4 protein-coding genes are annotated in these 4,553 nt (G+C 63.4%); 2 read left to right on the forward strand and 2 right to left on the reverse strand.

Going from position 1 to position 4,553, the window contains the following annotated elements:
- Positions 1-403: 403 nt before the first annotated feature.
- A complete protein-coding gene (locus tag GFY24_RS40710) occupies positions 404-766 on the reverse strand; it encodes a hypothetical protein (protein ID WP_153810452.1) in 363 nt (120 codons plus the stop codon).
- A 369-nt stretch (positions 767-1,135) separates the two neighbouring features.
- On the opposite strand from GFY24_RS40710, the gene GFY24_RS40715 reads away from it, so the two are divergent.
- Entirely contained in the window at positions 1,136-1,702 is a 567-nt protein-coding gene (locus GFY24_RS40715) for a nicotinamidase (protein ID WP_153810453.1), read from the forward strand.
- A gap of 402 nt (positions 1,703-2,104) precedes the next feature.
- Here the strand turns inward: GFY24_RS40715 and GFY24_RS42810 are convergent, their stop codons facing one another.
- Positions 2,105-3,160: a LysR family substrate-binding domain-containing protein gene (locus GFY24_RS42810; RefSeq protein WP_228567169.1), complete on the reverse strand. Its 1,056-nt coding sequence runs from the start codon at positions 3,158-3,160 to the stop codon at positions 2,105-2,107.
- 654 nt (positions 3,161-3,814) lie between these two features.
- Here GFY24_RS42810 and GFY24_RS40730 point away from each other — a divergent pair.
- Entirely contained in the window at positions 3,815-4,354 is a 540-nt protein-coding gene (locus GFY24_RS40730; protein WP_194853230.1) for a ricin-type beta-trefoil lectin domain protein, read from the forward strand.
- Positions 4,355-4,553: the final 199 nt, after the last annotated feature.

Genomic DNA, 4,553 nt, shown 5'->3' on the forward strand with positions numbered 1-4,553 from the left:
ACCTTCTGGGCAACAGTGGATGTGGTAATTCCTGTTGCTACCAGGAGGTTCCGTTCCATCGGGCCACTTCCGGCAACCTCCCGCACGGTCTGTTCCCTAAACGATCAGAACCCGGACAGGCACTAACAACACGAACAGCTTTCATCACGGCCCGTGAGAGACAGCGTGCGAGAAGTAGCTCTCAACTATCTATAGAGCGGTCCGGTTATCCTGGCGCCAGCTGGATGTCGAGGTCCTCAACCGAGCCTGAGCATTCGCTCGAGGGTGCCCTCCCTCTCATACCGAACACCTCGGTTCGCCTGCACCAGCGAACGGCGATTCAACGTAGTCGCTCGCACGCCATTCGGCAGAATAGGGCGTTCCGCAGATACGCCCACGCGCCTGGGTACACCAACCGGTGACGTCAGCCTTCGCCGATGCCAGCAGGTGGGTCGAGTCCGTCGACGTATCGTTGGGCCGCACCAACAGTGAGCCCAAAGAGGTCACAGATTCGTCGAATGTCGCCTCCGGTGGCCTGGACTTCCTGAATGATCCGATCTTCTCGCAGGTCCTGCGCGCGGAAACCGAGGCGCCTGTTGATCCATTGGTAGCCAGCTTCCGAGGTCTTGCCTGCGGTCGACATGTTGATGACGAGATGCGGGTTGGCGGTTCTCGGCCATCGGTCCGCCCGGTGGCTCAGGTAGGTGGCCATCAGGACGGAGACCTGCGCAGCGAGCGGAATGACCTGGTTTCCCACATACATTCTGCCGTCGCGGATGTCGGTCAACTGGAGTGCCCGAACCTGCCGAGGTCTCAGTCCGTGAAAGACCACGAACCTTCGGGTCGACGCCTCATTCTCGTGTTCATAACCAGACAATTCGCTGGTCAGGACGTGGCAGCGTCGACCCGTGCGTAGCTGTAAACGGTTTCGCGGCTGACGCCGATCGGCCCGCGGTCGGCGCGGAACTCGTCGCGCATGTTAGACATTCCCGCCTGCGTCGATGTGACGACAGGCTTCGGGCTCCACTTGCGGACTCATCTCTTGGATCCGAAGGGCGCGGATGTCCGATGGCGCGTTCGGCGATGTGCACTGGTGATAGCCACCTACAATAACTGCTGGCCAAAATTGTTGCGGGACCGATCTCGTGGAGGCGCCATGAGCACAGCTCTGATCATCGTCGACGTACAGAACGACTTCTGCGAGGGGGGTTCGGTGCCCGTCACAGGCGGAGCCGCGCTGGCCGAACGGATCAGCCAATATCTACACGCCAGCGACTATGCCGCGATCACCGCCACCCGCGACTACCACATCGACCCCGGTGCACACTTCTCCGACAACCCGGACTTCGTCGACTCGTGGCCCCCGCACTGCCGGATCGACACCCCTGGCGCCGAGTTCCACCCGAACCTGGATACCACGCCGATCGACGAGGTCTTCTTCAAAGGCGCCTACGCCGCCGCCTATTCCGGATTCCAGGGCGCCACCAAGGACGGCACGGCCCTCGCGGACTGGTTGCACACCAAGGGAATTGACACTGTCGACGTCTGCGGCATCGCCACCGACCACTGCGTTCGCGCCACCGCCCTGGATGCCCGCACCGCCGGGTTCGACACCCGAGTACTCGTGAACCTGTCCGCAGGTGTTTCCCCCGCCAGCATTGAACGGGCACTGGACGAACTCCGGGTGGCGGGCGTGGAAATCGTCGCAAACACCGACAATTGACCGACCGCTCATCGGGCCGTCCCATAGTCGCCCCTGGTCTGGAGGACGGTCGTAGCGGGTGTCGAGAGATGCGACGCTTCGGCGGCGTCTTGCCCAGGTGACGTCCGGTAATGCCGCTGACCGGGCTGACCAGACCGGCCAGCGCGCTGCATCGGAAGATCAACTGGCCGTTCCGATCTGAGGCCGTCGGACCGTACGCTACTGCCGAATACAGGGCGCAGCGATCCGATCTCCAGGCAAGCAGATCGCAAAGGCCATCATCGGATGCTGATCCGCCAGCGCGGCGAGGTCGTGTCGGACATTCAGCAAGACCGCCGTCGTCGTCATCACCGCGAAGTCCGCCGGGCGCAAGGTCTTCGGCCTCGCCACCGCAGACGTCCGTCTCGCTTGACCTCTTGCGCGTCAGTCCGGCAACCAGTGCAGCTCGTGCGCCAGGGTTTTGGCGACGGCACGGATGCGGCGGTGTAGTGGCGACTGCACGCGCGGGAGGACCAGGTGGATCGTCAGGCTGGGCGCGCCCCGCAGCGGTCGCCAGGTGAGACCGGCCGGTGCTGCCGTGACCGCGGCTTCACCGGCCGGAGCGAGGGTGACCCCGTCGCGCAGGTCGCGCTGAGACATGTCGAAAGAGACTGCGGGCGTGTGGAATCGGGGGTGTGGTCGGGTGTCGCGGAACAGTGCGGACAGCTGATCGTGGATCACGGGGTTGGCGGTGCGGTCGGGGAGTCGCAGCGGATACGCGGCCGCATCGGCGATCTCGATCTCCGGGTGTTCGGCCAGCGGATGATGCTGTGCCAATTGGACCCCGATGCGCTGACGCCGCAGCAGGAACCGGCGCACGCCACGACCCGGCTGTTCACCGCGGGTGATCCCGGCATCGATGCGGCCGTCGGCGACCGCGGGGGAGATCTCCGGTGTCGCCATCGGGACCGCGCCGACCTCGAGTCCCGGGCTGCTGCGAATGAGCCTGTCCACCAGGGCCGGTACCGTCTCGGCCCCCGTGCTGAGGCTGCATCCGAGAGGAGTAGATGAGAGGCTGGGCGGCGGGCCCGTCACCTTCGCCGCGGTCAGTAGTTCGGTGAGGCGACCGGGGCCGGTGTAGACGGCAGCCATGCCGGCGGCGGCGTATCGCACGTACGCCGGGCCCAACTCGGCATCGGCAGTGTTATGCCAGCGTTGAGCGATTCTCGCCGGAACGGCGTCGAAATCGGCGGTGCGGCGGTAGGTTTCGCCCTCGGTGGCCAGCTCCCGGCGCACCAGGATGTCGGCATAGACCGCCTCGGTGCTCGTCAGGTCGGCCAGTGGCGCAGCGTGTTCGGGATATCGCGCCGTCAGCGACCTCACGATCGCGGTCATGTTCTGCCAGCGGATGATCTGCTCGTGGAGCACCCGCAGTTCAGCCAGGTGCCGCATTCCCGCGTCACCACCGTGTTCCTCGGCTGCTCGATTCTGCGCAACCATCACTTCTATTCATAGCAAACGACCAGTTTCCCTGTTACAGCTCGATGCCCGAGCCGCCGAACGGGCGGGCGGGTCTGTCGCGGGGCATCCCGTCGCGATACCGCGCGCGCGGGCGTCCACTGCCGGGTCTCGACCCGGCCGCGCCCATTGCCAACCGGTGGAGCGTACTTATTTGACACCCGCGCTATTCGGGCTGCGAGTCGTCCTGCTTTGTCGAAAGGCTTTCCGTTGTCCGTGAATCTGGGCTATCGAAATCAATCAGAGCCATGCCGGTGTCGCTCCCGTCCACAGAACATGGCGCCAAGCGCGACCGACTACAAGGCGCCCGCGTGATGCCGCTTCGATGTCGATCGAAATCCCATGATTAGCAGCATCTTTCTCATCGCCACCGCGCGGTGGTCTCCACCATGGGCGTCGCCGACGTGCGCACCCGCTGATGGTGGTGGACCGTTGTTGTGCGAGCTGAGGCAGAGTGATCTTCAGGAGGGGTCGAAGCGACACCATGCGACGCCCCGCCGTACCGTTGCATGAATATGGACTTTCGCGAAATGCTAACCGCTACAATACAATTCGCATTTGCTGCCATACGGCAATGATAGCAGGTGCGCATAAGATGCCCAGACCCAAGCGGCTCCGACGATGAAAAGCTCACTCATGAACCTCGACAACAGCTCCACACAGCGTCGTCTCCTCGTTTCAGTGGCAACGGGCGTGTTCGCGACGGTACTCGCGCTCACCTCCGCGCCTGCCCAGGCCGCTGTTCCCACAAATACTTCCTTCACCTTGCAATATGTCGCGGCGGGAAGCCCGAACGGGCAATTCTGCTTGGATGTCCCTGCCTTTAACACCGCCAACGGAACCCAGCTTGACCTCTACTCTTGCAACGGTGGGGCCAACCAGTCGTTCACCAGTCCCGGTGACGACACGCTCCATGTCCTCGGCAAATGTCTCGAAGCCCAGGGAGGAAAAACCTCCCAGCTGACTCCCGTTGTCCTGAACGACTGCGTCCCTGCCAGCAACCCGTCCCTTCAGACGACCCAGAAGTGGAGGATGGACTCGAACGGGCGGTTCCACCTGGTCAACACCAGCCAGTGCCTCGATGTGTACAAAACCGGCCTCTACCAGCAATCGCCCATCACGCTCATCAGCTGCACCTCGACTCCCGTCTCCTATAACACGTGGCGAGTGGCCTGACGCGCGAGCGGATAACTTTGGGGCCCAAACAGATTGGTTCGCCAATGGTGGCCCATGGGGTGAGTCTGGGTAGCTAGTGGGTCGGATTTGAAGTCTTTGGACGGTCGGCCTTGGTGAGGATCTGCTCGGCGGTCTTGGTCCAGACGAACGGTTTCGCGCGGGGGTTCCAGCCGTTGATGAACTCGCGGATCTTGGTGGT

Origin of the sequence: Nocardia sp. SYP-A9097, from assembly GCF_009649815.1 — a bacterium.
GTDB lineage: Bacteria > Actinomycetota > Actinomycetes > Mycobacteriales > Mycobacteriaceae > Nocardia.